The sequence below is a fragment of the Pseudomonas sp. TNT2022 ID642 genome, from assembly GCF_028656995.1.
In the GTDB taxonomy this organism is placed as follows: Bacteria; Pseudomonadota; Gammaproteobacteria; order Pseudomonadales; family Pseudomonadaceae; genus Aquipseudomonas.
Genome location: NZ_JAMDGW010000014.1, coordinates 151553 through 175108, shown reverse-complemented (window position 1 = coordinate 175108; position 23556 = coordinate 151553). Strand labels below are relative to the sequence as shown.

The 23556-nt window shown below is 58.0% G+C and carries 21 protein-coding genes and 4 tRNA genes; 18 read left to right on the top strand and 7 right to left on the bottom strand.

Annotation, left to right across the window (positions count from 1 at the left end):
- Positions 1 to 168: 168 nt before the first annotated feature.
- Positions 169 to 1332 (top strand): MFS transporter, encoded by a 1164-nt coding sequence (locus M5G26_RS14955; RefSeq protein WP_273915830.1) that lies wholly within the window; start codon positions 169 to 171, stop codon positions 1330 to 1332.
- On the opposite strand, the gene nhaR is transcribed toward M5G26_RS14955, so the two are convergent.
- On the bottom strand, positions 1327 to 2226 hold the full coding sequence (nhaR, locus tag M5G26_RS14950) for a transcriptional activator NhaR (protein WP_038362809.1): 900 nt from the start codon (positions 2224 to 2226) through the stop codon (positions 1327 to 1329). The two genes, M5G26_RS14955 and nhaR, sit on opposite strands and share 6 nt — an antisense overlap.
- A 133-nt stretch (positions 2227 to 2359) precedes the next feature.
- Between nhaR and M5G26_RS14945 the strand changes: the two genes are divergently transcribed.
- Complete coding sequence (locus M5G26_RS14945) at positions 2360 to 2602, top strand: hypothetical protein (RefSeq protein WP_122597351.1); 243 nt, start codon at positions 2360 to 2362, stop codon at positions 2600 to 2602.
- A 29-nt stretch (positions 2603 to 2631) separates the two neighbouring features.
- On the top strand, positions 2632 to 3381 hold the full coding sequence (locus M5G26_RS14940; RefSeq protein ID WP_007917342.1) for a TerC family protein: 750 nt from the start codon (positions 2632 to 2634) through the stop codon (positions 3379 to 3381).
- Positions 3382 to 3638: 257 nt separating this feature from the next.
- On the opposite strand, the gene M5G26_RS14935 is transcribed toward M5G26_RS14940, so the two are convergent.
- Positions 3639 to 3809, bottom strand: a complete 171-nt coding sequence (locus M5G26_RS14935) for a hypothetical protein (protein WP_166675008.1) — start codon at positions 3807 to 3809, stop codon at positions 3639 to 3641.
- Between the two features lie 234 nt (positions 3810 to 4043).
- Between M5G26_RS14935 and M5G26_RS14930 the strand changes: the two genes are divergently transcribed.
- From M5G26_RS14930 to M5G26_RS14920, 3 genes are all read left to right on the top strand, one after another.
- Entirely contained in the window at positions 4044 to 4715 is a 672-nt protein-coding gene (locus M5G26_RS14930) for a peptidase C39 family protein (RefSeq protein ID WP_134178295.1), read from the top strand.
- Between the two features lie 90 nt (positions 4716 to 4805).
- Entirely contained in the window at positions 4806 to 5012 is a 207-nt protein-coding gene (locus M5G26_RS14925) for a DUF6021 family protein (RefSeq protein WP_034154676.1), read from the top strand.
- A gap of 12 nt (positions 5013 to 5024) precedes the next feature.
- Positions 5025 to 5231: a hypothetical protein gene (locus M5G26_RS14920; RefSeq protein WP_127929015.1), complete on the top strand. Its 207-nt coding sequence runs from the start codon at positions 5025 to 5027 to the stop codon at positions 5229 to 5231.
- Between the two features lie 53 nt (positions 5232 to 5284).
- Here M5G26_RS14920 and pbpG read toward each other — a convergent pair whose 3' ends face one another.
- Both pbpG and folD read right to left on the bottom strand, forming a co-directional pair.
- Positions 5285 to 6223 (bottom strand): D-alanyl-D-alanine endopeptidase, encoded by a 939-nt coding sequence (gene pbpG, locus M5G26_RS14915; RefSeq protein WP_095123374.1) that lies wholly within the window; start codon positions 6221 to 6223, stop codon positions 5285 to 5287.
- A gap of 230 nt (positions 6224 to 6453) precedes the next feature.
- Positions 6454 to 7308 (bottom strand): bifunctional methylenetetrahydrofolate dehydrogenase/methenyltetrahydrofolate cyclohydrolase FolD, encoded by an 855-nt coding sequence (gene folD / locus M5G26_RS14910; RefSeq protein ID WP_007917331.1) that lies wholly within the window; start codon positions 7306 to 7308, stop codon positions 6454 to 6456.
- Positions 7309 to 7583: 275 nt separating this feature from the next.
- On the opposite strand from folD, the gene M5G26_RS14905 reads away from it, so the two are divergent.
- From M5G26_RS14905 to M5G26_RS14860, 10 genes are all read left to right on the top strand, one after another.
- Positions 7584 to 7660: transfer RNA gene (locus tag M5G26_RS14905), tRNA-Arg, on the top strand.
- 32 nt (positions 7661 to 7692) lie between these two features.
- A tRNA-His gene (locus M5G26_RS14900) sits at positions 7693 to 7768 on the top strand.
- Positions 7769 to 7824: 56 nt separating this feature from the next.
- Positions 7825 to 7909 (top strand) — tRNA-Leu (locus M5G26_RS14895).
- A gap of 77 nt (positions 7910 to 7986) precedes the next feature.
- A tRNA-His gene (locus tag M5G26_RS14890) sits at positions 7987 to 8062 on the top strand.
- A 402-nt stretch (positions 8063 to 8464) separates the two neighbouring features.
- The gene (gene tig, locus M5G26_RS14885) at positions 8465 to 9775 is read left to right on the top strand and encodes a trigger factor (protein WP_134178293.1); all 1311 of its coding nucleotides are present in this window, start codon (positions 8465 to 8467) and stop codon (positions 9773 to 9775) included.
- Between the two features lie 93 nt (positions 9776 to 9868).
- A complete protein-coding gene (clpP, locus tag M5G26_RS14880) occupies positions 9869 to 10504 on the top strand; it encodes an ATP-dependent Clp endopeptidase proteolytic subunit ClpP (RefSeq protein WP_007951559.1) in 636 nt (211 codons plus the stop codon).
- Between the two features lie 112 nt (positions 10505 to 10616).
- The gene (gene clpX / locus M5G26_RS14875; protein WP_003223632.1) at positions 10617 to 11900 is read left to right on the top strand and encodes an ATP-dependent Clp protease ATP-binding subunit ClpX; all 1284 of its coding nucleotides are present in this window, start codon (positions 10617 to 10619) and stop codon (positions 11898 to 11900) included.
- A 163-nt stretch (positions 11901 to 12063) separates the two neighbouring features.
- Positions 12064 to 14460: an endopeptidase La gene (lon, locus tag M5G26_RS14870; RefSeq protein ID WP_007917325.1), complete on the top strand. Its 2397-nt coding sequence runs from the start codon at positions 12064 to 12066 to the stop codon at positions 14458 to 14460.
- Positions 14461 to 14608: 148 nt separating this feature from the next.
- The gene (locus M5G26_RS14865) at positions 14609 to 14881 is read left to right on the top strand and encodes an HU family DNA-binding protein (RefSeq protein ID WP_003183171.1); all 273 of its coding nucleotides are present in this window, start codon (positions 14609 to 14611) and stop codon (positions 14879 to 14881) included.
- Between the two features lie 228 nt (positions 14882 to 15109).
- Positions 15110 to 16981: a SurA N-terminal domain-containing protein gene (locus tag M5G26_RS14860; protein WP_273915829.1), complete on the top strand. Its 1872-nt coding sequence runs from the start codon at positions 15110 to 15112 to the stop codon at positions 16979 to 16981.
- A gap of 638 nt (positions 16982 to 17619) precedes the next feature.
- Here the strand turns inward: M5G26_RS14860 and M5G26_RS14855 are convergent.
- A complete protein-coding gene (locus M5G26_RS14855; RefSeq protein WP_273915828.1) occupies positions 17620 to 18825 on the bottom strand; it encodes an MFS transporter in 1206 nt (401 codons plus the stop codon).
- A gap of 118 nt (positions 18826 to 18943) precedes the next feature.
- Between M5G26_RS14855 and M5G26_RS14850 the strand changes: the two genes are divergently transcribed.
- Both M5G26_RS14850 and M5G26_RS14845 read left to right on the top strand, forming a co-directional pair.
- Complete coding sequence (locus M5G26_RS14850; RefSeq protein ID WP_273915827.1) at positions 18944 to 19843, top strand: LysR family transcriptional regulator; 900 nt, start codon at positions 18944 to 18946, stop codon at positions 19841 to 19843.
- A gap of 92 nt (positions 19844 to 19935) precedes the next feature.
- Positions 19936 to 20814: a DUF2242 domain-containing protein gene (locus M5G26_RS14845; protein WP_273915826.1), complete on the top strand. Its 879-nt coding sequence runs from the start codon at positions 19936 to 19938 to the stop codon at positions 20812 to 20814.
- Positions 20815 to 21232: 418 nt separating this feature from the next.
- On the opposite strand, the gene M5G26_RS14840 is transcribed toward M5G26_RS14845, so the two are convergent.
- Both M5G26_RS14840 and M5G26_RS14835 read right to left on the bottom strand, forming a co-directional pair.
- The gene (locus tag M5G26_RS14840; RefSeq protein ID WP_273915825.1) at positions 21233 to 22273 is read right to left on the bottom strand and encodes an AraC family transcriptional regulator; all 1041 of its coding nucleotides are present in this window, start codon (positions 22271 to 22273) and stop codon (positions 21233 to 21235) included.
- A gap of 3 nt (positions 22274 to 22276) precedes the next feature.
- Entirely contained in the window at positions 22277 to 23407 is a 1131-nt protein-coding gene (locus M5G26_RS14835) for a carbon-nitrogen hydrolase family protein (protein WP_134178287.1), read from the bottom strand.
- Between the last annotated feature and the right edge of the window lie 149 nt (positions 23408 to 23556).

Below are 23556 nucleotides of genomic sequence, written 5' to 3'. Positions count from 1 at the left end.
CTTATCCTTCAGGCATGTGACGATCTGCCACCGGATCAGGCAACAAAGTCGGCAGGTTTGTGCAAGTCAGCCCGGACACACTCTGTTAAGATTGCGCATCCTTATTTTCAAACTCTGCCAGCGGGCCTCCGGGTCAACGCTGGTGTCGTCGTTTTGCTGGAGTTGCGCATGCTGTTGCCCATTCTTCTGTTGTCCGCCGCCGGCTTCACGGTGCTGACCACGGAATTCGTCATCGTCGGCCTGTTGCCGGCGATTGCCCGAGACCTCGCCGTCACCATCCCGCAGGCCGGGTTGCTGGTGACTCTATTCGCCTTCACGGTGGCGATGTTCGGGCCTTTCCTGACCGCCTATTTCGCCCGCTTCGAGCGGCGCAAGCTGTTTATCAGCATCCTGATCATGTTTGGCTTGGCCAATACGGTGGCGGCATTGGCGCCGAACATCTGGGTGATGGCATTTGCCCGGTTGATCCCGGCCCTCGGTTTGCCAGTGTTTTGGGCCTTGGCCAGCGAGACCGCCGTGGATATTGTCGGCCCGGATTTCGCCGGGCGCGCCATCGCCAAGATCGGTTTCGGTATTGTTTGCGCCACGGTGTTTGGCATTCCGGTCGGCACGCTGATTTCTGACGCCTTCGGCTGGCGCAGTGCCTTTGGCATTCTGGCGGTGATCGCCTTTGCCAAGGCTTTGTTGCTGTTTGTCTACTTGCCGAAAACCAGCCTGCACCAGCATCAGGTCAGCTTCCGCTCGCAGTTCAAGATCCTGCGCAGCCCGTTGATGATCGGCCATATCGTGCTGTCGATTCTGGTGTTCAGCGGCATGTTTACCGCTTACACCTATCTGGCCGACATTCTTGAGCGCCTCGCCGGCTTCAACGGCACCGTGGTCGGTTGGTGCCTGATGGCCTTCGGTGCGGTCGGGTTGATTGGTAACTCGTTGGGCGGTCGTGCGGTCGATAAGCATCCGCTGGGGGCGTCGGTGTTGTTCTGTGCGTTCATGATTGCCGGGATGGTCTCGCTGGTGCCGAACATTCATTCGCCGCTTGGGTTGGCGGTGGCCATGGGGATCTGGGGGATTACCCAGGCCGCGTTGTTCCTGGTCAGCCATGTGCGTCTGATGAAAGCCGCGCCGGAAGCGCCGGCCTTTGCCGCTTCGTTGAACATCGCCGGGGCTAATCTTGGGATCGGCCTGGGCGCCATTGTTGGTGGTCGGGTCATCGACAGCGCAGGTCTGGGGTTCCTCGGCTTTGCCGCCGCCGGATTCATCTTGCTGTCGGTGTTCCTCGCCATGGTGCTGATGACGCTCAAGCCGCGCGAGATGTGCGCCGAGGCCTCATAACGCCGTAAACAGCTCGCGTCGGGCACCTTCGGTAATCGCAACGATGCCGGGGTGCTTGACCTTGCGCTCCACCGAAATGGCATAGAACGACTCGGTCACCGCATCGGTCTGGCCAATCAGCTCGACGCCGTACTGGCGCTTCACTTCATCGGCAATCACGCTCGGGCCAATAAAAATCCCGCTGCCGGATTGGCCGAAGGCCTGCATCAAGGCACTGTCATCAAACTCCCCAACGATTTGCGGCTGGATCTGCTGTTCGGCAAACCAGCGCTGCAGACGGCTGCGCACCACGGTTTCCGCGCCGGGAATCAACAGCGGCGCGCCATGCAGGCTGCGCGGGAAGTCCTGACCGTATCTGGCTGCCAGTTCCGGGGTGGCGAAGAAACTGATCCCGCATTCGCCAAGCTTCTGGCTGTAGCCCTTGATATCGAGGTGTGAGGGCATCGGGCTGTCGGAAATCACCAGATCCAGGCGCTGGATGGCCAGATCGGCGAGCAACCGTTCGAGTTTGTCTTCGCGGCAGGTGATGCGCAGCGGCTCGTTCAACTCCATGGTCGGCGCGATCAGTCGATAAACGATGGATTTCGGCACTACGTCGGCGACGCCGACGCGGAACAGAATCTGCTGTTCGTTGGGTTGCGCGCGCAGCATCAATTCCAGTTCGCCGCCCAGTTGAAACATTTGCTCGGCGTAGGGCAGGGCTTGTCGACCGGCTTCGGTCAATTCGAGTTGCCGGCCGACCCGTCTGAATAACTCGATGCCGTAAGTCTGTTCGAGCAAAGAAATCTGCCCGCTGATGGTTTGTGGGGTCAGGTTCAGCTGCTCGCAGGCGCGCACGATGCTGCCGGTCTTGGCTACGACCCAGAAGTAATGCAGTTGTCGGTAATTGAGCATGACGTTCTACAGTTCGTGAAAACCGAAGTATAGCCGCTAAAAATACGAATTTTCCTGAAGTGTTCATCTCCCTAGAATGCCCAGCCATCGACGGCCGGTCTGTGAGCCTGTCTGTTCATTCGAAGGAAACCTTATGAAATATACAATCCCAGCATTGATGTTTACGTCTTTACTGCTTCTGGCCGGTTGCGATCAGGCCGAGAAAAGCGCCCAGCAACTGATGGGCAAGGCTGCCGAAAGCGCCAAACAAGCGATTGACGACACCCACAAAGCGGCTGAGCAAGCACTCAGCGATGCCACCGGCGGGTTGATTGAAAAGAAAGAAACACCGGAAAAAGATGCGGAACAATCCGAATCTTCCTCCAAGACCATCTAATTCGTCTTACACAGAGTCAGGACTGACCCATGGAATATCTGTTACAGCTCGCCGCCAGCCCCACCGCTTGGGTTGCTTTGGCCACATTGGTGGTGATGGAAATCGTGCTCGGCATCGATAACCTGATCTTTATCTCGATCCTGACCAACAAATTGCCCAAGCAGTACCAGCAAAAGGCGCGCCGCATCGGTATCGGCATGGCGCTGATTCTGCGTCTGGCGCTGTTGAGTACCATCGCCTTCATCGTGCAGCTGACTGCGCCGGTGATCGAGATCCTGGGTCAGGCCTTCTCCTGGAAGGACATGATCCTGATTGCCGGTGGTCTGTTCCTGGTCTGGAAAGCCACGACCGAGATCCATCACAGCATGGACCCGGCCCCGGAAGATCCGAAGTCGGCGACCTCCACGGTTACCCTCGGTTTTGCCGCTGCCATTGGCCAGATCCTGATGCTCGACATGGTGTTCTCGATCGACAGCATCATTACTGCGGTCGGCATGACCGAACACTTGCCGATCATGATCATCGCGGTGGTGGTGTCGGTACTGGTGATGCTGTTTGCTGCTGAGCCGCTGGCCAAGTTCATCAACGACAACCCGACTGTGGTGATGCTGGCTCTGGGCTTCTTGATCATGATCGGTATGACCTTGATCGCTGAAGGCTTCGGCGCCCATGTACCGAAAGGTTATGTGTATGCGGCGATGGCGTTCTCGGCAGCGATTGAAGTGCTGAACATGATGTCTCGTCGGGCGAGGCAGAAGAAGCTGGCTGAGCAGGCGTAACCGCGCGCAGTAAGCCAAAAAGGCCGCTTGAACTGAGTTCAGGCGGCCTTTTTTCATTTCAGGTTCTCAATGCTCTGGTAGAACCAGCCCCTCACCCCAGCCCTCTCCCGAGGGAGAGGGAGCCGATCTGTGTGGTTTCAAACTTGAGTTCGGCTCGGTATTTCAGGTCGACGTAATTCGAGCCTGCCACTCGGTCAGTCCCCTCTCCCTCTGGGAGAGGGCTAGGGTGAGGGGCTTTTCGCTTTTGACGTTAACCCTCAATGCGCGGCGGCGTGGCGTACCCGGTGCTTCTCGTTTTTCTCAACCGCAGCAGGCTGAACCGGATGGTGATGATGGCGCCGCGAAACACGCAGCACCCCCCACAACATGGCAGCGGCCACGGCCAGCCAGCCGGCAATCAACATCACAATGGTCATGGTCAGGCTCATCAGTGCCTCCTCTTCGCCCTGCATCGGGCGCCCACTTTTTCAATTTGCTCTGTTTCAATGACAGTCTAAACAATGGGGTGTTTCAGACTATTGACCAAAGGTCGATTGCGACCAATCAGTTTGCTCTATGCAATCGACGGGTCTGCCGCTTAAGGCTATACCGCAGCCGGGCGCGGCCCTATGATCGCAGGCGTTGCCGGAACACGATGACCGGCGTCTGAACAGAGAGTGATGATGGTGCAGGTATTTTCTCGAATTCGTGTGGCGCTACTGGTGGCCGGTTGCGCGGCCATGTTGGCCGGGTGTGCAGGCAGTGTCGCGCCCGAGGTCAAGCGTCTGCCGGAGCGGGTCGAACTCAGCGGCACGTTCTATCGCGGTGAAGCCAATCAGAGCGGCCCGCAAGTGCTGGCCAGTCTCCTGTCGCAGCAAGGCATCGTGATCACCCCGGGCTTGCTGGAAAAACCCCTGCATCTGCCGGGCGCCGAAGACAAACTGCAGCAGAATATCCAGAACCTTGCCCGTGAGTACGGCATGGTGGTTTATCCGCTGGACAGCAACCTGCCCGCGCTGTTGACCCAAGTGGCGGCAGGCTATCCGGTGATGGTGCGCTTCAGCGAGGGTTCGGCATTCTGGGCCGAGCCGCGTTACGCGATCCTGTCCGGCTACGACCGCAACAAGCAGAAGGTGCTGCTGCGTGCAGGGATGAACCGTCGCGAATTGATGAGTTTCAGTTCCTTTGAGTCGGCACTGGAGAAATCCGGTGGCTGGGCCGTGCTGATTCAGAAACCGTCGCAGATTCCTGCTGCCGTCGACCGTCAGCGCTGGCTCAAAGCGGCCGATGAACTGGCTCAGGCCGGGCAGGAAAACGAAGCAGCGCAGGCTCGCAAGGCGTTGGCCGCACACTGAGTTTTCCGTTCGTCATCTGCCGGGCACGACGGCGCCCGGCAATCCTCCTACTTATACATCCCGTGTTTTGCGGGTGAATCAGGAGGCGATATGAAAGATTCCCCAGCAGCGAAAGGCCCGCATTCCTCCGAGCATTCTTCGGGAGATGATTTGGGGTTCGATCCGGACTCGCCCGATCTTGATGATCCGCAAGTCGATCCTGTCGGCCCCGCCAAAGCGCCTCTCGACGTCGAGCCCGGCGAGGATGCCAAGAAGCCGGCCAAGCCTTATGACCCGTTAGCCAATCTGAAACCTTGATGCGAGGTGCGTATGAGTACCGATTCAAGCTTCGATGACCAAAAACCGGACAGCGTACCCACGACGCCGGAGCCAGAGATTGATCCGGTGCTGGACCCGGACAGCCCGATGCGTGACCCGATGGCTCGGCCTAATGTGCTGACACCCGAGCCTGCACGGGATCCGAGTGCAGGCGATGGCATTCCTGATGACGACAAGATGCCGCTGCCCAATGACTGAAATGCAGGCGAAAAAAAGCCCCGAGGATTCGGGGCTTTTTCCTGTGCGACGGGTTACTTGGAGGCTTCAACCACGCCGCTCTGGCGCGATTTGAGGTTTTTCTGCGCCTTGTATTGTTGAGCCACCGCTGGAACGTTGGCGCTTCGGCCGGTTTCCACCCAACTGCGGATGCGGCTGGCATCGGCAAAGTGGGTGTACTTGCCAAACGCGTCGAGAATCACCAAAGCGACCGGGCGGTTACCCATTTTCGTCACCAGCACCAGGCAATGCCCGGCGGGGTTGGTGAAGCCGGTTTTGGTGATCTTGATGTCCCAGTCGGCTTTATTGACCAAGTGATCGGTGTTGCGGAAACCCAAGGTGTAATTGGGTTTACGGAACGACACGGTTTTTTCCTTGGTGGTGGTCAGTTCGCTGAGGAGCGGGTACTTGTGCGCGGCCACCAGCAGCTTGCTCAGGTCGCGGGCGGTGGAAACGTTACGCTCCGACAGACCTGTCGGCTCGACAAAGTGCGTACTGGTCATGCCCAGTGCCTTGGCCTTGGCGTTCATTGCGGCGATAAAGGCTGCATAACCGCCCGGGTAGTGGTGGGCGAGGCTGGCGGCGGCGCGGTTTTCCGATGACATCAAGGCGATCAGCAGCATCTCGCGACGCGGCAGCTCACTCTTGAGTTTGACTCGGGAGAACACACCGCGCATTTCCGGCGTGTTGCTGATATCGACATTGATCCATTCGTCCATGTTTTGCCGGGCTTCAACCACTACCAAACCGGTCATCAACTTGCTGACAGAGGCGATCGGCACGATCACGTCAGGGTTGCTGGAGTAGATGACTTTGTTGGTCTGCATATCCATGAGCAGGGCACTGCCGGAGGCGATCTTCAAGCTCGAAGCGTCACGTGGGGCAGCGGTGGTTTCCGCAGCGTTGATCGTTGGCGTGATGAATGTGCCTGAAACTGCAAAAAACAGGCTCAGAATCGAAAGACGAATTTTCACGCGGGCGAACTCATAAAAGTTGGATATTCCGTTAGTTTGTAACGGGTTATTTCTTCAAAGCGTCGCATTCTAGGAGTATGGCTGAAGATCTGTCGATGGTTGTTTGAGTGACCTGAAAATCTCGTGAAAAGGCCTGTAAAAAGAGGGGTTTCCGGCGAACGGTTACAGTTTTTTCTCAGGCATGAAAAAACCCGCACAAGGCGGGTTTTTCTTATTGCTGAAAGTACCGATCAGGCGTGCAGGGTTTCTGCCGCATAGAGGGTGTTTTCCAGCAGGCAGGCGCGGGTCATCGGACCGACGCCGCCCGGTACCGGAGTGATCCAGCCGGCGCGGGGCAGGGCGGTTTCGTAAACAACGTCACCGACCAGTTTGCCGTCGTCCTGACGGTTGATGCCGACGTCGATCACGATCGCGCCTTCCTTGATCCACTCGCCTTTGACCAGGCCCGGCTTGCCGGCGGCCACGACCACCAGATCGGCACGGCCGACGTGGCCGGCCAGATCCTTGGTGAAGCGGTGAGTCACGGTCACGGTGCAGCCGGCCAACAACAACTCCATCGCCATCGGGCGACCGACGATGTTGGAAGCGCCGACGACCACTGCGTCCATGCCATAAAGATCAGCGCCGGTGCTTTCCAGCAGCGTCATGATGCCTTTAGGCGTGCATGGACGCAGCAGCGGAATGCGCTGGGCCAGACGACCGACGTTATAAGGATGGAAACCGTCGACGTCTTTGTCCGGGCGGATGCGCTCCAGAAGTCTGGAGGCATCCAGATGCTCGGGCAGCGGCAACTGAAGCAGGATGCCGTCGATTGCAGGGTCGTCGTTGAGGCGATCGATCAGATCGGTCAACGCGTCTTGCGTGGTGTCAGAGGGCAGGTCGTAGGCTTGAGAGAGGAAGCCAACCTCTTCACAGTCTTTACGCTTGTGCGAGACATAAACCTGAGAGGCAGGATCGCTGCCGACCAGGATCACCGCGAGGCCGGGAGTGCGCAGGCCTTGCTGGCGACGCTCGGCAACTCGTTGGGCGATCTGCTGGCGCAGGCTGGCGGCGATCGATTTGCCGTCGATTAGTTGTGCAGTCATTGCGCGTGATTAACCATCGAGAGGGGAAAAAATGAGAACGCATTCTCGCATGTCGAGCGGTGAGGGCAAAGGCGCTTGGTCAGCAAATTCCTCTAACTCCTTTAATTAAATGAATTTTTTTCAAAAAGGATTTGACGACCTTCGGAGCGCTCTATACTATTCGTCGCACTTGTCGGGCACAGCCTAGCACTGGTTAAGAAGGTGAAGCGGAATCAAGGTTCTGCGACACTGGAAAGCACTTAGTTTGTAGTCCTTTAAGAGTACAGATTAATAAGGCGCCCGTAGCTCAGCTGGATAGAGCATCCGCCTTCTAAGCGGATGGTCGCAGGTTCGAGTCCTGCCGGGTGCGCCATTAGGCAGCTTTGGCACAAGTAACGCGATATGGTGGGCGTAGCTCAGTTGGTAGAGCACGGGATTGTGACTCCCGTTGTCGTGGGTTCGATCCCCATCGTCCACCCCATATTTCGAAAGGCGCCAGATGTAACAGTCTGGCGCCTTTGCTTTAAAGCTTCACCCGCGGATGTGGTGGAATTGGTAGACACACTGGATTTAGGTTCCAGCGCCGCGAGGCGTAAGAGTTCGAGTCTCTTCATCCGCACCAATTAAAGCTTCATTCATGTCTTCGGGCTGGTGAGGTTTCAACAAAGAAGTTGTTTGGCTTTTTTGTTACGCAATATGGTGGGCGTAGCTCAGTTGGTAGAGCACGGGATTGTGACTCCCGTTGTCGTGGGTTCGATCCCCATCGTCCACCCCATATTTCGAAAGGCGCCAGATTTAACAGTCTGGCGCCTTTTTTGTTTTAGCGGTTCTGAAAACCGGCGAGTGCCGGTTTCGGGGCGCAGGGGCAGGGCGCTTCGTCGTATTTATGTTGCGCGATGATGCTGCGCTGCTCGTCGGGCTTGCTTGCAAGAACGGCCGTCAGGGACTGATTGGCAGTCTCTTCTATATATAGAAGCGGTTGGCGCAGGGCCCTGGCGTGATTGGTTGTATTCGCCTGTGGGGCGCGCTGCATTGGTGTGGCGGCCTCTATTAAATGCCTGCTGTTTTTTTACCCGTTTTCAGTAGGGTGACTTCTTGAGTTTGACCCACTAGAATGCATGCCCTTGATTCTGGGGTCGGAAACGGCCGGCTAACGTCTGTGCAACGAGGAATATCCATGCAAGTTTCTGTTGAAAATACTACTGCTCTCGAGCGCCGCATGAGCGTCACCGTGCCGGCAGAGCGCATCGAGACTCAGGTCAACAAGCGTCTGCAGCAGACTGCCCAAAAGGCCAAGATTGCTGGCTTCCGTCCAGGCAAAGTGCCAATGAGCGAAATCAAGCGCCGTTTCGGTGCTGATGCTCGTCAGGAAGCTGTAGGCGACGTGATCCAGTCTTCCTTCTACGAAGCTGTGGTTGAGCAGAAGCTGAACCCTGCTGGTTCGCCATCGATCGAGCCTAAGTCGCTCGAAGCTGGCAAGGACCTAGAATACGTTGCTGTATTCGAAGTGTTCCCTGAGTTCACCGTTGCCGGTTTCGAAGGCATCACCGTTGAGCGCCTGAGCGCTGACGTGGCTGACGCTGACCTGGACAAAATGCTCGACATCCTGCGCAAGCAGAACACCCGTTTTGAAGTGGCCGATCGTGCTGCCCAGAACGAAGACCAACTGAACATCGATTTCGTTGGCAAGGTTGACGGCGAAGTGTTCGCTGGCGGCTCCGCCAAAGGCACTCAGCTGGTACTGGGTTCCGGCCGCATGATCCCGGGCTTCGAAGAAGGTCTGGTCGGTGCAAAGGCTGGCGAAGAACGCGTTCTGAACCTGACCTTCCCAGAGGACTATCAGAACCTGGACCTGGCTGGCAAAACCGCCGAGTTCACCGTGACTGTGAACACTGTTTCCGAGCCTAAGCTGCCAGAACTGAACGAAGAGTTCTTCGCTCAATTCGGTATCAAGGAAAGCGGCATCGACGGTTTCCGCACCGAAGTTCGCAAGAACATGGAGCGCGAACTGCGTCAGGCGATCAAATCCAAGGTAAAAAATCAGGTTATGGACGGTCTGCTGGCCACCAACCCGATCGAAGTGCCTAAGGCGCTGCTGTCCAACGAAGTTGACCGTCTGCGCGTGCAGGCTGTTCAGCAGTTCGGTGGCAACATCAAGCCTGATCAACTGCCGGCCGAGCTGTTCGAAGAGCAAGCCAAGCGCCGCGTCGTGCTGGGCCTGATCGTTGCTGAAGTGGTCAAGCAGTTCGACCTGAAGCCTGACGAAGCTCGCGTTCGCGAAATGATTCAGGAAATGGCTTCCGCTTACCAGGAGCCTGAGCAGGTCGTGTCGTGGTACTACAAAAACGAGCAGCAGCTGAACGAAGTGCGTTCGGTTGTGCTGGAAGAACAAGTTGTGGATACTGTTCTGCAGAAAGCTAGTGTGACCGACAAAGCGGTCTCTTACGAAGAAGCAGTCAAGCCGGTAGAAGCTCCAACAGCCGACTGATTGAATTTGCGTTAAGAAGTACACACCATAAGCCAGCTCTCGAGCTGGCTTATGCGTATTCAAGACATAACTATTTGGGAGCGACTGCAGAGCATGTTCCGTAATTCTTATATTCAGCAGAACTCTGATATCCAGGCCGCCGGCGGCCTGGTCCCGATGGTTGTCGAGCAATCTGCTCGTGGCGAACGCGCCTATGACATCTATTCGCGCCTGCTCAAGGAGCGAGTGATCTTTCTGGTTGGTCCGGTAGAGGACTACATGGCCAACCTGATCTGCGCGCAACTGCTGTTCCTTGAAGCGGAAAACCCGGACAAGGACATCCATCTCTACATCAACTCCCCGGGCGGTTCGGTGACAGCGGGCATGTCGATCTACGACACCATGCAGTTCATCAAGCCGAACGTGTCGACCACCTGCATCGGCCAGGCCTGCAGCATGGGTGCATTCCTGCTGACCGCAGGTGCCCCGGGCAAGCGTTTCTGCCTGCCGAACTCGCGTGTGATGATTCACCAGCCACTGGGCGGTTTCCAGGGCCAGGCGTCGGACATCGAAATCCACGCCAAGGAGATCCTCTTCATTCGCGAGCGTCTGAACACGCTGATGGCCAAGCACAGCGGCCGTACTCTGGAAGAAATCGAGCGCGATACCAATCGCGACAACTTCATGAGTGCAGAAGCTGCGAAGGAATATGGCCTGATCGACGAAGTGATCAACCAGCGCCCAGCTTAAAATAAGCAGCTCAAAATAGGCTTGGTCGGCTTGTCTGATCAGCGGCGGGCTTGAAAAAGCCCGCAATAGCCTTCATCTTGTGTTGCAAGCCTATCGGATTTGGATCGAACGAATGACTGACACCCGCAACGGCGAGGACAACGGCAAGCTGCTCTATTGCTCCTTCTGTGGCAAAAGCCAGCATGAAGTGCGCAAATTGATTGCCGGCCCCTCGGTCTTTATCTGCGACGAGTGCGTCGACCTGTGCAATGACATCATCCGTGAGGAGGTGCAGGAAGCCCAGGCCGAAAGCAGCGCGCATAAATTGCCTTCGCCTAAAGAAATCAGCGGCATCCTTGACCAGTACGTCATTGGTCAGGAGCGTGCGAAAAAGGTTTTGGCCGTAGCGGTGTACAACCACTACAAGCGCCTGAACCAGCGTGACAAAAAGGCTGACGACGTCGAACTCGGCAAGAGCAACATCCTGCTGATCGGCCCGACAGGCTCCGGTAAAACCCTGCTGGCCGAAACACTGGCCCGCTTGCTGAACGTTCCGTTCACCATCGCCGACGCAACTACCCTCACCGAGGCGGGTTACGTGGGTGAAGATGTCGAGAACATCATTCAGAAGCTGCTGCAGAAGTGCGATTACGACGTAGAGAAAGCCCAGATGGGTATTGTCTACATCGACGAAATCGACAAGATTTCCCGCAAGTCCGACAACCCGTCGATCACCCGGGACGTTTCCGGTGAAGGCGTGCAACAGGCCTTGCTGAAGTTGATCGAAGGCACGGTCGCTTCCGTACCGCCGCAAGGTGGTCGCAAGCACCCGCAGCAGGAATTCCTGCAGGTCGACACCCGTAACATCCTGTTCATCTGCGGTGGTGCGTTCTCTGGTCTGGAAAAGGTTATTCAAAACCGTTCCACCAAAGGCGGCATCGGTTTCAACGCAGAAGTGCGCAGCAAGGAAGAAGGCAAGAAAGTCGGTGAGTCCCTGCGTGAAGTCGAGCCTGACGATCTGGTCAAGTTCGGTCTGATCCCGGAATTCGTCGGTCGTCTGCCGGTCCTCGCGACGCTGGACGAGCTGGATGAGGCTGCGCTGATGCAGATCCTCACCGAGCCGAAAAATGCTCTGACCAAACAGTATGCCAAGCTGTTCGAGATGGAAGGCGTGGATCTGGAATTCCGTACAGACGCGCTGAAATCGGTCGCCAAGCGTGCCCTGGAACGTAAAACCGGTGCCCGTGGCCTGCGCTCGATTCTCGAAGGTGTACTGCTCGACACGATGTATGAAATCCCCTCGCAGTCCGAGGTGAGCAAAGTCGTGATCGATGAAAGCGTGATCGAAGGCAAGTCCAAGCCACTGTATATCTACGAAAACAGTGAGCCGACGGCCAAGGCAGCGCCGGACGCGTAAGCGTCCAGTCTGCTGGAATAAAGAAGGGGCCTTCGGGCCTCTTTTTTTTTATGTCATTTTTTACATCCGCTTTGCGCTTGTTTTTTTTCAAGGCAGCCCCCATCTTGGTTTCAAGCTCAATTCCATCTGATTACGGCCATATGGCCGCCGTAGAGGCGAAATCATGAAGACAACCATCGAATTGCCTCTCCTGCCATTGCGTGATGTCGTGGTTTATCCGCACATGGTTATCCCGCTGTTCGTGGGGCGCGAGAAATCCATCGAAGCCCTCGAGGCCGCGATGACGGGCGACAAGCAGATCCTCCTGCTGGCCCAGAGAAACCCGGCTGACGACGATCCCGGTGAAGACGCTCTCTATCGCGTAGGTACCATCGCCACTGTTCTACAGCTTCTGAAGCTGCCTGACGGCACCGTAAAGGTTCTCGTCGAGGGTGAGCAGCGTGGCACCGTCGAACGTTTCAGCGAAGTCGACGGCCACTGCCGTGCCGAAGTCTCGTTGATCGAAGAAGTCGACGCCGCCGAGCGCGAATCCGAAGTGTTCGTGCGCACACTGCTGTCGCAGTTCGAACAATATGTACAGTTGGGCAAGAAAGTCCCGGCTGAAGTCCTGTCGTCGCTCAACAGCATCGATGAGCCGGGTCGCCTGGTCGACACCATGGCGGCGCACATGGCGCTGAAAATCGAGCAGAAGCAGGAAATCCTCGAAATCATCGATTTGTCGGCCCGGGTCGAGCACGTTCTGGCGTTGCTGGATGCCGAGATCGATCTGCTGCAAGTCGAAAAACGCATTCGTGGTCGCGTCAAAAAGCAAATGGAGCGCAGTCAGCGCGAGTACTACCTGAATGAGCAGATGAAGGCCATTCAGAAAGAACTCGGTGACAGCGACGAAGGCCACAACGAAATCGAAGACCTGAAAAAGCGTATCGACGCTGCCGGTCTGCCGAAAGACGCGTTGGCCAAAGCCACTGCCGAGCTGAACAAGCTCAAGCAAATGTCGCCGATGTCCGCTGAGGCCACCGTGGTGCGCTCGTACATCGACTGGCTGGTGCAAGTGCCGTGGAAGGCCCAGAGCAAGGTACGTCTGGACCTGGCGCGCGCAGAAGACATTCTCGACGCCGATCACTACGGCCTCGAAGAGGTCAAGGAACGTATCCTTGAATACCTCGCCGTGCAAAAACGCGTGAAGAAAATCCGTGGCCCGGTGTTGTGCCTGGTCGGTCCTCCGGGTGTAGGTAAAACCTCGCTGGCAGAGTCGATCGCACATGCTACCAACCGCAAATTCGTGCGCATGGCCCTCGGTGGCGTGCGCGATGAAGCGGAAATTCGCGGTCACCGTCGGACTTACATCGGTTCGATGCCGGGAAGATTGATTCAAAAGATGACAAAAGTGGGTGTGCGCAACCCGCTGTTCCTGCTCGATGAAATCGACAAAATGGGCAGCGACATGCGTGGCGACCCGGCGTCGGCGTTGCTGGAAGTGCTCGATCCTGAGCAGAACCACAATTTCAACGACCACTATCTGGAAGTCGATTACGACCTCTCGGATGTGATGTTCCTGTGCACCTCGAACTCGATGAATATCCCGCCGGCGCTGCTCGACCGGATGGAAGTGATCCGTCTGCCGGGCTACACCGAAGACGAGAAGATCAACATCGCCGTCAAATACCTCTCGCCAAAACAGATCGCCGCTAACGGTCTGAAAAAGGGCGAGCTGGAATTCGACGCCGAAGCGATCCGCGACATCATCCGTTACTACACCCGTGAAGCCGGTGTGCGTGGCCTTGAGCGTCAGATCGCCAAGGTTTGCCGCAAGGCCGTTAAAGAGCACGCGCTGGAAAAACGTTTCTCGGTGAAAGTGACAGCTGACTTGCTGGAACACTTCCTCGGTGTGCGCAAATTCCGCTACGGTCTGGCCGAGCAGCAGGATCAGATCGGTCAAGTGACCGGCCTTGCCTGGACTCAGGTTGGTGGTGAATTGCTGACCATCGAAGCCGCTGTTGTGCCGGGCAAAGGGCAATTGATCAAGACCGGTTCGCTGGGCGACGTGATGGTCGAATCGATCACTGCCGCACTGACCGTGGTTCGCAGCCGTGCCAAGAGCCTGGGCATTCCCCTGGACTTCCACGAGAAGCGCGACACGCACATTCACATGCCGGAAGGGGCGACGCCGAAGGACGGCCCTAGCGCTGGTGTAGGCATGTGCACGGCGCTGGTGTCGGCATTGACCGGGATTCCGGTGCGCGCTGATGTAGCCATGACCGGCGAAATTACTTTGCGTGGTCAGGTGCTGGCGATCGGCGGTCTGAAGGAAAAACTGCTGGCGGCTCACCGCGGCGGAATCAAGATCGTGATTATTCCGGAAGAGAACGTGCGTGATCTGAAGGAGATTCCTGACAATATCAAGCAGGATCTGCAGATTAAACCGGTTAAATGGATTGACGAGGTCCTGCAAATTGCGCTGCAATACGCGCCGGAGCCCTTGCCGGATGTGGCTCCGGAGATAGTTGCCAAGGACGAAAAACGTGAGTCTGACTCTAAGGAAAGAATTAGCACGCATTAATACGCTTTTGCCTGGGGGGCTTCCTTGACAGTTTTTTAGAGCCCTTGTTATAAAGCGGCTCTTAAGTGTCTGTAGGCCATTCAGCACTCGTTTTTGCTTTCACCAAAAAACTTAGAATCATCTCAAAATAGATATAAGGGGACTTAGAGTGAACAAGTCGGAACTGATTGATGCTATCGCTGCATCCGCTGATATCCCGAAAGCTGCTGCTGGCCGTGCGCTGGACGCTGTAATCGAATCCGTCACTGGCGCTCTGAAGGCTGGCGACTCCGTTGTTCTGGTTGGTTTCGGTACTTTCTCCGTGACGGACCGTCCGGCTCGTACCGGTCGTAACCCGCAGACCGGCAAGACTCTGGAAATCCCGGCTGCCAAGAAGCCAGGTTTCAAAGCCGGTAAAGCACTGAAAGAAGCTGTTAACTAAGTTTTCAGGTTTTTACCCATCCGGGTCGGGGTCATGCCTGACTTGGCAGCGGAGCGGTAGAGCAGGTCGCTGAAACAGTTGCCTGTAACGCCGGGATCGAGGGTTCGAGCCCTGTCCGCTCCGCCAGTTACGAGAAGGCGCATCCTCGGATGCGCCTTTCTTCTATCCGGATTCTACCCACGCTCCACGGTTGCCTAATTTTGAAGTTCAACCGTTTCTGGGGGACGCATGCTGCAGAATATCAGGGACAATTCACAAGGCTGGATTGCCAAGACCATTATCGGGGTCATCGTTGCACTGATGGCTCTGACCGGTTTCGACGCCATTTTCCAGGCCACGACTCACAAGAATGAGGCGGCCAAGGTCAACGGTGATGAAATCAGCCAGAACGAGCTGAGCCAGGCCGTTGATATGCAACGCCGTCAGCTGATGCAACAGCTGGGCAAAGACTTCGATGCTTCTTTGCTCGACGAAAAAATGCTTCGCGAATCGGCTCTCAAGGGTCTGATCGATCGCAAGCTGCTGCTGCAAGGCGCCGAACAAGCGAAGTTCGCTTTCTCCGAAGGCGCACTGGATCAAGTGATCCTGCAGACGCCTGAATTCCAGGTGGACGGCAAGTTCAGCTCCGAGCGCTTCGACCAGGTGATCCGTCAACTGGGTTACAGCCGCATGCAATTCCGCCAGATGCTGGCTCAGGAAATGCTCATCGGCCAACTGCGCGCCGGTGTGGCGGGCAGCGGTTTCGTCACCGACGCCGAAGTGCTGGCATTTGCCCGTCTGGAAAAACAGACCCGCGATTTCGCCACCCTGAACGTCAAGGCTGACCCGGCGGCGGTCAAATTGACCGACGACGAAGTCAAGGCTTACTACGACGAGCACGCCAAGGAGTTCATGACTCCTGACCAAGTGATCATCGATTACGTAGAGCTGAAGAAGTCTTCGTTCTTCGATCAGGTTGCCGTGAAAGACGAAGACCTGCAGGCGGCGTATCAGAAAGAGGTCGCCAACCTGTCGGAACAGCGTCGTGCCGCGCACATTCTGATCGAAGTGAACGACAAGACCACTGAAGCACAGGCCAAGGCGAAGATTGACGAAGTCCAGGCGCGTCTGGCCAAGGGCGAGAAGTTCGAAGCGCTGGCCAAAGAGTTCTCGCAGGATCCGGGTTCGGCCAATAACGGCGGTGACCTCGGTTACGCAGGCCCGGGCGTCTACGACCCGGCGTTCGAAAAAGCCTTGTACTCGCTGTCGAAAGACCAGGTGTCCGAGCCGATTCGTACCGACTTCGGTTACCACTTGATCAAGCTGTTGGGTGTGGAAGCGCCTGAAGTGCCGACCCTGGCCAGCCTGAAAGACAAGTTGACTCGCGAGCTGAAAGCCGCGCAGGTCGAGCAACGTTTCGTCGAGGCGACCAAGCAACTGGAAGACTCCGCGTTCGAAGCGTCTGACCTGGCTCAGCCAGCGGCGGATCTGAAGCTGACCGTGCACACCTCCAAGCCGTTCGGCCGTGAGGGTGGCGAAGGTGTTGCGGCCAACCGTGCCGTGGTCACCGCAGCGTTCAGCACTGAAGTGATCGACGAAGGTGCCAACAGCACCGCCATCGAACTGGATCCGGAAACCGTGATCGTGCTGCGCTCCAAGGAGCACCTCAAGCCTGCGCAACTGCCGCTGGAAAGCGTGAATGCGGCGATCCGCACTCAGTTGACCAAAGAGCACGCCAGCGCGGCTGCCAAGACCAAGGCTGAGAAGCTGATTGCTGATCTGCGTGATGGCAAGGCGCCGTTGGACAAGGCCGTTGAGGGTCAGAACTGGAAAACCACTGAAGCGGCCACCCGTGGTCAGGAAGGTGTTGATCCGGCGGTGCTGCAAGCGTTGTTCCGTATGCCGAAGCCGGCTGCCAAGGATAAGCCGACGTTCACCAGTGTGACGTTGGCGGATGGCAGTCTGATGATCGTGCGTCTGAACGGCGTTAACGAAGCGGCTGCGCCGACGGATGAAGAGAAGGTTCAGTACCGTCGTTTCCTTGCTTCGCGTGAGGGGCAGCAGGACTTTGCGGCGTATCGCAAGCAGTTGGAAGCTCAGGCTGAGATCAAGCGGTTTTGATGTCTGATTGAGCTGTGATGTGATGTGATGTGATGTGAAAGCCCCGGCCTTATGGTCGGGGTTTTTTTTGGGGCGTTGGGTAGTGGCGGCCTTTGGGCCGACCATGTTCTTGGGGTTTTGGGTGAATATCCGTTGCTTCGGGTGCTGCCGCTGGCGGTTTCGCCCTTACGGCGAGTCACCTTTTCCAAACGCCGAAAAGGTAACCCAAAAGGCTTTGCCCTGACGTTCGGCCCGCTCGCTGGGGCTCGGGGTTCCTTCGCTCCGGGATTCATCCGGGGGCATCGCCTACGGTTTGCTTCGCTGCACCTCCTCTCGATGTGTTCGACTTCGTCGAACGGTCGCTGCGCTCCCACCCCCGGATAAATCCCTCCACTCAGCCTGCCGACGGGCCTTCAGATCAAGATCAAAAGCTGCAGCCGAGCTAACGCTCATCCTGTTGAGTGGGGCGGCTTTGCCGCGTGGGCCGCACACGAATTAAACCTGTGGGAGCGAGCCTGCTCGCGATGGCGGCCTGCCAGCCGACCAATCTTCTGTCTGATGTACTCAGTTCCACTGTAGGAGTGAGCCTGCTCGCGATGGCGGCCTGCCAATCGACCGATTTCCAGCTGTCTGGCCTCAATCCAACAGCGCATTCGGTCTCATTCGGCTCTTGGAAAACCATGTCCCCGAGCCATTGCCGCCACATAAAGTGTCAACACCAACAATCCAGCAACAATCCACGGGAATACCCCCACACCAAGGTCGCCCAGCAACAAACCACCCACCAACCCCCCGCCAGCAATCCCGACATTCCACAGCGTAACCAGCATCGATTGCGCTGTGTCAGCAGCCTCTTTCGCGGTTTTCGCCGAGGCGGTTTGCAGCAGCGAGGGCATTGCGCCAAACGCCAGTCCCCACACAGCGGTGGCGATGTAAACCACGCTTGGCGAGTCGCGCCACAGGCCCAGTGCTATCGCGGACAGCAGGAACAGTCCGGCACTGATCAACACCAGTTCGCGCAGCCAGCGGTCAATCAGGCTGCCGACGATCCACAGGCTCAGCACTGAGGCGAGGCCGAATACCAGCAGCACGCGGTCGACATTGGCGTCCAGTCCGGAAGGCTGCAGGAAGGGCGCGATGTAGGTGTAGAGCAAGTTGTGCGCGACGACGTAGGTGAGGGTGACAAACAAGACGGATCGCACGCCCGGCAAGGTAAACACCTGACGCAGCGGCATGCGGTTTCCCACGCGTTCGCCGGCGAAATCCGGTACTTGCAAGCGCACCCAGACCACCAGCACAACGGTCAGCGCGGTCATGATGGCGAAGCTCAGGCGCCAGCCGACCAGGGTGCCGAGCAGGGTGCCTGCGGGTATTCCCAGCGACAGCGCAAGCGGCGCGCCGAGCATGGCCACGGTAATGGCGCGACCTTGCAGGTGTGGGGCGACCATGCGGCTCGCGTATCCCGCCAGCAGTGCCCAAAGCAAACCGGCAAATAGCCCGGCGATAAAGCGTGCGATCAAAGTCAGCCAGTACAGCTCCGACAGGGCGGTGATGCTGTTGGCGATGGCAAAGCCGCCGATAGCGGACAGCAAAAGTGGTCTGCGGCGCCAGCCGCGGGTGGCGATCGTCAGGGGAATTGCTGCGAGTATCGAACCGATCGCGTACAGCGTGACCAATTGGCCGATCAGCGCCTGGGACACATTCAGGCCGCTGCTCATCTGCGGTAAGAGGCCGGCGGGCATGGCTTCGGTCATGACCGTAATGAATCCGGCGGTGGCCAATGCCAACAGGGCGCCGAGGGGTAATCGCTCGTGGCGATCGACAGGGTGTTCAAGTGTGGGGCAATTGAGTTGTGCGTCGTTCATGAGCCGGCATCCATGTGCAAAGTTGACGAGGAGCACAGGGTAGGGCGCTGCACATCCGCGAAAAACGGGTTAAGGTTCCGAACATATCGGACACGGATGTCAGCAATGGGAGGTTGGTATGGATAGCCTTGGCAGTATTTCGGTGTTTGTTCAGGTCGCCGAGACGCGCAGTTTCACTGAGGCTGGCCGACTGCAAGGGGTGTCATCGTCGGCGGTGGGCAAAAGTATCGCGCGGCTGGAAGCGCGACTCGGCGTGCGGCTGTTTCAGCGCACCACTCGCAGTGTCACGCTGACCAGTGAAGGGGCGCTGTTTCTGGAGCGCTGTCGCAAAATTCTCGCGGAGGTCGAGGCGGCAGAGTTCGAGTTGTGTGACGCGGCTGCGAAACCCCATGGCAAGTTGCGTATCAGTCTGCCGCAGGTGCATGGCCTGGTGATGCCGGTCATGAACGAGTTCATGGCGTTGTATCCGCAGATTGAACTGGATCTGGATTTGACCGATCGCATGGTCGATGTGGTTGAAGAAGGTTTCGACGCCGTGATCCGCACCGGCAAGCCGCGGGATTCACGACTGATGGCGCGACCGTTGGGCGAGTTTCATATGGTGCTGGTGGCCAGCCCGGCTTATCTGCAGCAACGCGGTGTGCCGCAAACGCCCGGGGATCTGGCGACTCATGCGTGCCTGCGGCATACGTTTCATGCCACCGGCAAACTGGAAGCCTGGCCGTTGATTCGCGCGGAGGGCGCCGCCGAGCCGACGTTGCCGACGCGGTTGGTCAGCACGTCCATAGAAGCGGTGAGCCACGCGGTGCTGGCCGGTATGGGTATCGCCTGTCTGCCGGATTTCATGACCCGCGAGGCCGAGGCGCAAGGGCGCTTGCTGCGGGTGCTCGATGCGCATCTGGAGCACACGGGGCAGTTCTGGGTGCTATGGCCGTCCAGTCGCCACGCCACGGCGAAATTGCGCGTGTTCATCGATCATCTGGCATTGCGACTTTTTCCCGCAACGCGCGGTCGATAGAGTTGTAACTGCTTTAAGACACTAATCCATGCGCCGCCGGCCAGCGATCTGTTGCACAATACGCCCCGGACTGTTTTCTCTCAGGATGTTCAATGTTGATTTCCACTCCCATGCGTGTTGTCGGGCTGGCGCTGTTGTTGACCGCTGTTGCCGGCTGTTCGAAAGACAAGCCGATGTATGAGCATGAGAACTTCGATGACTCTGGTACGTTTTCGCGTAATTACCCGGTGACCGACTCGGTCAGTTGCGAAGCGGCCCGTCGTGCGTTGCTCAGCCAGGGCTACATCATCACCAGCAGCGACCCGAAACTGGTCAGCGGCCACAAGAGTTTCCAGCAAACCGGCGATACCCACATGGAGATCAGCTTCAACGTGGTCTGCGCCGATGACGGCAGCGCCGGGCACCATGCGACGATGTTCGCCAACGCCTTGCAGGATCGCTACGCGCTGAAGAAAACCAACAACTCGGCCAGTCTCGGCGTGGGTGTGTTGGGTTCGGTGTCGATGCCGATCGGCTCGTCCGACGATTCGATGGTCAAGGTTGCCAGCGAGACGGTGACGTCGCAGAAGTTCTATGAGCGTTTCTTCACGTTGGTGGAGTTGTTCCTGCCGGCGGAAGCAAAAAAAGCCGCGCATATCGAAGAGAAGCCGAAGGCTGACCTCGGCGTGCCTGAGGCGAAGGCGGCTCCGGCAGCGTTGGTACCAACGCCAACACCAACGCCGACTCCAACGCCTGCGCCTGCGCCCGCCGCAACCCCTGCGCCTGCAGCGGAGCCCGCTCCCGCACCTGCCGAGGTCGCGCCAGTGACGTCTGAACCGGTTGCGCCACCAGCAGAGGCCGCGCCGATCACTCCGGCCCCGAGCGCGGAACCGGCGCCAGCATCGACGACCGAAACCATCACGCCACCGGCCAACCCGGACATCCCGCCGCCATCCGAGCCGATTCCGGCGATGCCAGCGTCCGGCCAATAAACCAGCCTCACCCCAAATCCCTGTGGGAGCGAGCCTGCTCGCGAAGACGGACCTTCAGTCACCTAGGTGCTGAAGGGACCGACGCCTTCGCGAGCAGGCTCGCTCCCACAGTGGTTTCTGATGCACTTAAAATCTCGTTACATTCCCCTGACAAAATTCCCGCGATAAATTCCTGACCACCTGCTACGTTTTATTCATGAAGGCCGGGTTTCACTTTTCCTTCACACGAGCACGTTAAGCTCGAGGCACTGGGCATTTGCTCAGGCCCATTCAAGAGAGCAGCAGGGGGATTACACGATGGACGAATATCAAGAAGAGCTGCTCGAGTACCAAGCCTTTGAACTGGACCAACCCGAGCCAGCCGAAGACGCCACTGAGCTTTGACTTGCAGCTTGAAACTGATAGCTCGCAGCTGCGTTTATGCCGTCTTGCGGTGACTGCGGCGGAATTCGCCCGGCGTCTGACCGCTCCAGCGTTTGAAGGCGCGCTGGAACGCTTCGGCTGAGGCAAACCCCAGCAGATAAGCGATTTCTCCGAAGGCAAGTTCGGTATCGCGGATGTAGGTCATCGCCAGATCCCGGCGCGTGTCGTTGAGGATCGCGCGAAACTGCGTACCTTCCTCGGCCAGTTTGCGCCGCAAGGTCCAGGTCGGCAGCTTCAGGCGTGCCGCCACTTCTTCCAGGTCGGGTTCCCGGCCACCATTGAGCAACGGCCCCAATAACTGAGTGATGCGTTCGCGCAGGCTGCGGGTGCGGGTCAACTGCTCCAGTTCCCGCTCACACATTTGCAGCAGATGCCGCCAGGTACTCGGGCAATGCTCGGGATTACGCAGTGCGAGGCTGTTGAGGTTCAGGCGCAGTTGATTGCGCTCGGCGCCGAACTGGATCGGGCAATCACCCAGCAAGCTATAGGACTCTCGGTAATCCGGCGCTTCGAATTCGATATCGATGCGTTCCGCGCGTAGCGGTTCGCGGCAGACACTGGAGAGCTGATGCAGCCACCCGGCGATGATCGAATCCACGACAAAACGGTTATAGGCGTTATACGGGCTGATCGAATAGAAACGCAGCCACGCGCCATGGGCATCTTCGTGAAAACTCGACTGGCCACGATAGTTGGAACCGTACAACGCCTCGAAGCGGATCAGACAGCGCGCGGCTTCACGCACGGTTGGCGCTTGTGCAGCGGTGACGCCGGCCAGCCCGGCCTGGCTAAGGCGACTGAGCTGGCCCATGCGCAAGCCCAGCGCCGAATCACCGGTCAACTGGATCGCCGCGTGGCCCAGGCGCATATAGCGCGGAATCGACAAGCGCGCCCCGGCCTCAGCCAGTCGCGCGGCGTCCAGGCCATATTGCTCCAGCAGCGGCTGCGGATCGACCGCATGACTGCGCACGGCATCGGCGAGGCTGTGAACGAAGCCTACCGACAGATCCCCAAGACGCATCGGCAGCGGCTTCATGGCTTACAACCAGATGTTCAGCAAGCGCGCGCCACGGGCCTCGCCATCGGCGAACTGCTGACCGTTGCTGCTGAGGAAGCTCTGACCGGAGCTGGCCTTGTCCCAGAACTGCCCGCGCAAGAACACGCTGATGCCGGCAATCGCCCGACTGCTTGGCGGCTGAGCGGTCAGCGTCAACCGATGCCAAGCCTGTCCTTCGGTGACTTCACCGGGTTTGAGGCTGACCGATCCCGGTGTACTTGAACCTTTGTAGCCACGCCACGGTTGGTTCCACGCACCCTGACCGAGCACCTGTGCCGGCACCGCGACCAATTGCGCGTTTTGCTCGTCGAGTTGGCGATAGTTGTCCGGATACCAGCTGTCGCTGCCAATCAATACGCCAAGGCGCCCGGCCGGAGTATCGACCACGTTGAGCAAGTGTTTGTCTGCGGCTTCGATCACTTCACGTTGATCGAACACCGGGTGCATTTGCCGTTGCGGTTGGCCGAGCGGCACGCCGTCGCGACCGAACACCACGCTGCTGTTGAACAGCGCGCCGCTACCGGGCTTGAGCTGGCCGTCGCGAATGCTTGGCTCCGGCAGCACGATCGAACCCGCTACCAGCGTCACATGAAACTCTTTGGCCAGACCACCGAACAGTGCCTGGTAGTCCTTGGCCATCGCCTTGGATTTCATGCGCAGGTACGCGTCATTGAGGCGGTCGCTGCCGTTGGCACTGAGCCAGGCGCGGGCGAACAACAACGGATTGCTCGCCGCCAGCCAGTTCATTGCCTCGGCGAGGGTCGGGGCCTGATACAGCTCGTCTTTCTCACCGCTGAGCAGCAGCCAGGTGCCGACGTTCTCCGGCAACACCACGACGGTTTTATCGTTCAACAAGCCTTGATCCTGGGCCTGCTGCAAATACGCCGCGAGTTTGCGGTGCAAGCGCTCGGGGCTTTGATAGTCAGTGGGAAACAGTTCGGGCTGGATGCCCAGCAGATTGCCGCGGTCGGCGGGGCTGCCCTGATCGACCGCCACATTAATGCGTAAGTCCGACAGGTAATGCCCCGCCGGCCGGTCCGCCGCCCACATGGCGTAGGTGGTCAGGGCGGCGACAAGGGCCATGGAGAAGAACAGGTACAAAAGTTTGCGCATGAAAACCAACAGCGACCGGGTACAGGGTATGGCGACTAGGGTAGGGCGCATGGGCCTGGTTGCCAAGGGGCGCTGCGCATTTGGATCAATAAGTTGTCAGTTACGGTCATTGAGTGACAGCGATGCGACTCTTAGTCTGTCGAACATGA

Bases quoted from the DNA above. Each gene is read 5' to 3' on its own strand.
- M5G26_RS14955 (WP_273915830.1), top strand. From the start codon at position 169: ATGCTGTTGCCCATTCTTCTGTTGTCCGCCGCCGGCTTCACGGTGCTG.
- nhaR (WP_038362809.1), bottom strand. From the start codon at position 2,226: ATGCTCAATTACCGACAACTGCATTACTTCTGGGTCGTAGCCAAGACC.
- M5G26_RS14945 (WP_122597351.1), top strand. From the start codon at position 2,360: ATGAAATATACAATCCCAGCATTGATGTTTACGTCTTTACTGCTTCTG.
- M5G26_RS14940 (WP_007917342.1), top strand. From the start codon at position 2,632: ATGGAATATCTGTTACAGCTCGCCGCCAGCCCCACCGCTTGGGTTGCT.
- M5G26_RS14935 (WP_166675008.1), bottom strand. From the start codon at position 3,809: ATGAGCCTGACCATGACCATTGTGATGTTGATTGCCGGCTGGCTGGCC.
- M5G26_RS14930 (WP_134178295.1), top strand. From the start codon at position 4,044: ATGGTGCAGGTATTTTCTCGAATTCGTGTGGCGCTACTGGTGGCCGGT.
- M5G26_RS14925 (WP_034154676.1), top strand. From the start codon at position 4,806: ATGAAAGATTCCCCAGCAGCGAAAGGCCCGCATTCCTCCGAGCATTCT.
- M5G26_RS14920 (WP_127929015.1), top strand. From the start codon at position 5,025: ATGAGTACCGATTCAAGCTTCGATGACCAAAAACCGGACAGCGTACCC.
- folD (WP_007917331.1), bottom strand. From the start codon at position 7,308: ATGACTGCACAACTAATCGACGGCAAATCGATCGCCGCCAGCCTGCGC.
- tig (WP_134178293.1), top strand. From the start codon at position 8,465: ATGCAAGTTTCTGTTGAAAATACTACTGCTCTCGAGCGCCGCATGAGC.
- clpP (WP_007951559.1), top strand. From the start codon at position 9,869: ATGTTCCGTAATTCTTATATTCAGCAGAACTCTGATATCCAGGCCGCC.
- clpX (WP_003223632.1), top strand. From the start codon at position 10,617: ATGACTGACACCCGCAACGGCGAGGACAACGGCAAGCTGCTCTATTGC.
- lon (WP_007917325.1), top strand. From the start codon at position 12,064: ATGAAGACAACCATCGAATTGCCTCTCCTGCCATTGCGTGATGTCGTG.
- M5G26_RS14860 (WP_273915829.1), top strand. From the start codon at position 15,110: ATGCTGCAGAATATCAGGGACAATTCACAAGGCTGGATTGCCAAGACC.
- M5G26_RS14855 (WP_273915828.1), bottom strand. From the start codon at position 18,825: ATGAACGACGCACAACTCAATTGCCCCACACTTGAACACCCTGTCGAT.
- M5G26_RS14850 (WP_273915827.1), top strand. From the start codon at position 18,944: ATGGATAGCCTTGGCAGTATTTCGGTGTTTGTTCAGGTCGCCGAGACG.
- M5G26_RS14845 (WP_273915826.1), top strand. From the start codon at position 19,936: ATGTTGATTTCCACTCCCATGCGTGTTGTCGGGCTGGCGCTGTTGTTG.
- M5G26_RS14840 (WP_273915825.1), bottom strand. From the start codon at position 22,273: ATGAAGCCGCTGCCGATGCGTCTTGGGGATCTGTCGGTAGGCTTCGTT.
- M5G26_RS14835 (WP_134178287.1), bottom strand. From the start codon at position 23,407: ATGCGCAAACTTTTGTACCTGTTCTTCTCCATGGCCCTTGTCGCCGCC.